Genomic DNA, 2239 nt, shown 5'->3' with positions numbered 1-2239 from the left:
TACCGCCATAACACAAAATTCATGTATTTATGATAATGAAAAAGATTCCAGCTATCTATTTTTGATAACTGGAATCTCTTTTTTACTTCTCCAGGCTAGTTATGTCCCAGCCCCTTATCATATGTTTTTATATTGTTGAATAAGTTCAGCTATCAGTTTATGAATAGAATGTTGCTTCTTAATAGATAATTGTTTCAATTCAAAAATTTCCTTTTTAAATTCAGGATTCGTCATGATGTATTCAACGATTTCAACTGCTTCCTCATCAAATGAGTTAGGAGATGAACTGTAAATCCGTTTAAATTCCTTAAGTAAATCATCACGAAAGGAGTAATTTCCAACTAAATGATCTAGTGATACTTGAAATATTTCGGAAAGTTTTAGTAAAGACATGATATCTGGTGTCACCGAATTATTTTCCCATTTAGCAATAACAGAGCGAGAGATTAAAAGCTTTTCAGCGAGCTCCTTTTGCGTCCAATTATTCTGTTCACGAAGAAATTTAATATTATGTGCAATTTGTTCACGCATGCTACCACACTCGATTGGTTAAATTTAGAAAAAATGAAGCTTTAGTATCTCTCATCCTATCATGTTTATAAAACTTATAATGCTCCATTCTTGTTCTTAAAATACACATATAGTAAAATGTTCTCATATAGATCAATGGAGGGATAGTTAATGATTAGTTGCATGATACTGCACCATTTAACCATCACGAGTCTGACTAAATGTAAAATACTACGTTTTATATTTAAGGATCATGATTTTGAAATTGAAGTTAGGGGTAATAATACTGTTATGGTATTTGTCTATAATGCAGAAAAAATGGAAATATGGCAGGCGGCAATAGCATTTGAGACAACAAACATTATTGTTGGCTATGGGTTTGCGAAGGAAAAATCTGAAGCAAGGATTCAGGCTGAACAAATGATTATAACCTGGTTATCTTTCGTGGAAGAGAAGGAGTTACATCCGCAACTTTATTATTGAATAGGACTTATGGCATAGAACGTGTGATACATAGCAAAAAAAGCTTGTAGAAATTCTACAAACTTTTTTTGTGTGCGCGGACGAACGAGTAGCACTCGTTTTTCGTGGGGAAAGCGAGCCCTTCACCGAAAATACTCTTATTCATGTTCTAGCTGGCTGAAACGAGTAATGCTTGTTTACGCACATCATCTTTGCTGCACAAACGACAATAACGCTGCCCGTGCAGTTCACGTTCTACTTTCTCTTTTCTCATACGGGAAATTCGCTTACCTTCATTAGAAAGACGGTTTATCGAATCTGTTCTAACGGATATATAACACTACGAGTAATTAAATAAAGCTGTCGAGTTCCTAGGCTCGACAGCCTGTTGAAACCTTTTAGCTTCGGTTTCCTCTCTTAGAGAGCTGATCATATATTTGATCCGCATGCTTGAATTCCTTTTGGTATAAAACCTCTTGCGTTTTAGACAAAAATTTTGCTCTCGTAGATGCACTAATCTGTTTTTTCATGGCAAATCCGTCCTTTTCTTTTTAGTATGGACAAGTAACATATATTTATACACAGAAATCAACCGACTTCTTCTTCAGTGGCTTCCTGAGGGTTTGTAGCAAACTGCTGATACGATAAATATTGTTGCTTCGTTACCACGAATAAATCATAGACTACAGCTTCAAGATTTATCATATGAAAGACTTCCTGATACGTATCGTTAGCCAATGTAACATAAGGTAATTTTGACACTGCCTTTAAGGAACGTATATTTGATTTGCGGACTTTCATGAATACACCCTCAATCGGTGAGCTAGAGAAAATATCATTAAAAAATTGTTCCTTTGCTTGTTTATTATAGCCTTTACCAAAATAAGGCTTCCCGATCCAAGTAGCTAGAAACCCATAGTTTTCCTGGATATCAAATAAATTAATAGTTCCAATTGGATTGCCATACTCGTCTAAAATAGTCCATGAGATTAATTCTCCTCTTTTTTCTGCTTCCATTGTTTGTTTCGTAATAAAATAGTATTCATCAGTGGTATTTGCTTTGTGCCGAACATAGGGAAAAACAGCTGGATTTACTAATAGCTCAAATAATACAGGCACCTCATGTAGATCTCGTGCTTTAAGCATAAAAAATACCCTCCTATTTTCGAGGCCACTGAAAATCTTATGATTTTTCAGTGAAACTTGAAGTTTGTTATAAAAAAGACGACTCAAATTCTTTTTTTAAAATTTAGAGTCGTCTTTTTAT

The 2239-nt window shown here is 34.5% G+C and carries 4 protein-coding genes; 1 reads left to right on the top strand and 3 read right to left on the bottom strand.

Annotation, left to right across the window (positions count from 1 at the left end; all coding sequences use genetic code 11):
* Nucleotides 1-117: 117 nt before the first annotated feature.
* The gene (locus JUJ52_RS22800) at nt 118-531 is read right to left on the bottom strand and encodes a helix-turn-helix domain-containing protein (RefSeq protein ID WP_026680494.1); all 414 of its coding nucleotides are present in this window, start codon (nt 529-531) and stop codon (nt 118-120) included.
* Between the two features lie 150 nt (nt 532-681).
* Here JUJ52_RS22800 and JUJ52_RS22795 point away from each other — a divergent pair, with 150 nt between their 5' ends.
* Entirely contained in the window at nt 682-993 is a 312-nt protein-coding gene (locus JUJ52_RS22795) for a hypothetical protein (RefSeq protein WP_026680495.1), read from the top strand.
* 377 nt (nt 994-1370) lie between these two features.
* Here JUJ52_RS22795 and JUJ52_RS22790 read toward each other — a convergent pair whose 3' ends face one another.
* A complete protein-coding gene (locus JUJ52_RS22790; protein WP_121604736.1) occupies nt 1371-1502 on the bottom strand; it encodes a YfhE family protein in 132 nt (43 codons plus the stop codon).
* A gap of 58 nt (nt 1503-1560) precedes the next feature.
* Nucleotides 1561-2118, bottom strand: coding sequence for a GNAT family N-acetyltransferase (locus JUJ52_RS22785; protein WP_205389672.1), 558 nt, complete (start codon nt 2116-2118; stop codon nt 1561-1563).
* Between the last annotated feature and the right edge of the window lie 121 nt (nt 2119-2239).

Origin of the sequence: Virgibacillus sp. AGTR, assembly GCF_016919725.2 — a bacterium.
Classification (GTDB): Bacteria; Bacillota; Bacilli; order Bacillales; family Amphibacillaceae; genus Virgibacillus; species Virgibacillus salarius.
This window is presented reverse-complemented; position numbering and strand designations above follow the sequence as displayed.

Bases quoted from the DNA above. Each gene is read 5' to 3' on its own strand.
- JUJ52_RS22800 (WP_026680494.1), bottom strand. From the start codon at position 531: ATGCGTGAACAAATTGCACATAATATTAAATTTCTTCGTGAACAGAAT.
- JUJ52_RS22795 (WP_026680495.1), top strand. From the start codon at position 682: ATGATTAGTTGCATGATACTGCACCATTTAACCATCACGAGTCTGACT.
- JUJ52_RS22790 (WP_121604736.1), bottom strand. From the start codon at position 1,502: ATGAAAAAACAGATTAGTGCATCTACGAGAGCAAAATTTTTGTCTAAA.
- JUJ52_RS22785 (WP_205389672.1), bottom strand. From the start codon at position 2,118: ATGCTTAAAGCACGAGATCTACATGAGGTGCCTGTATTATTTGAGCTA.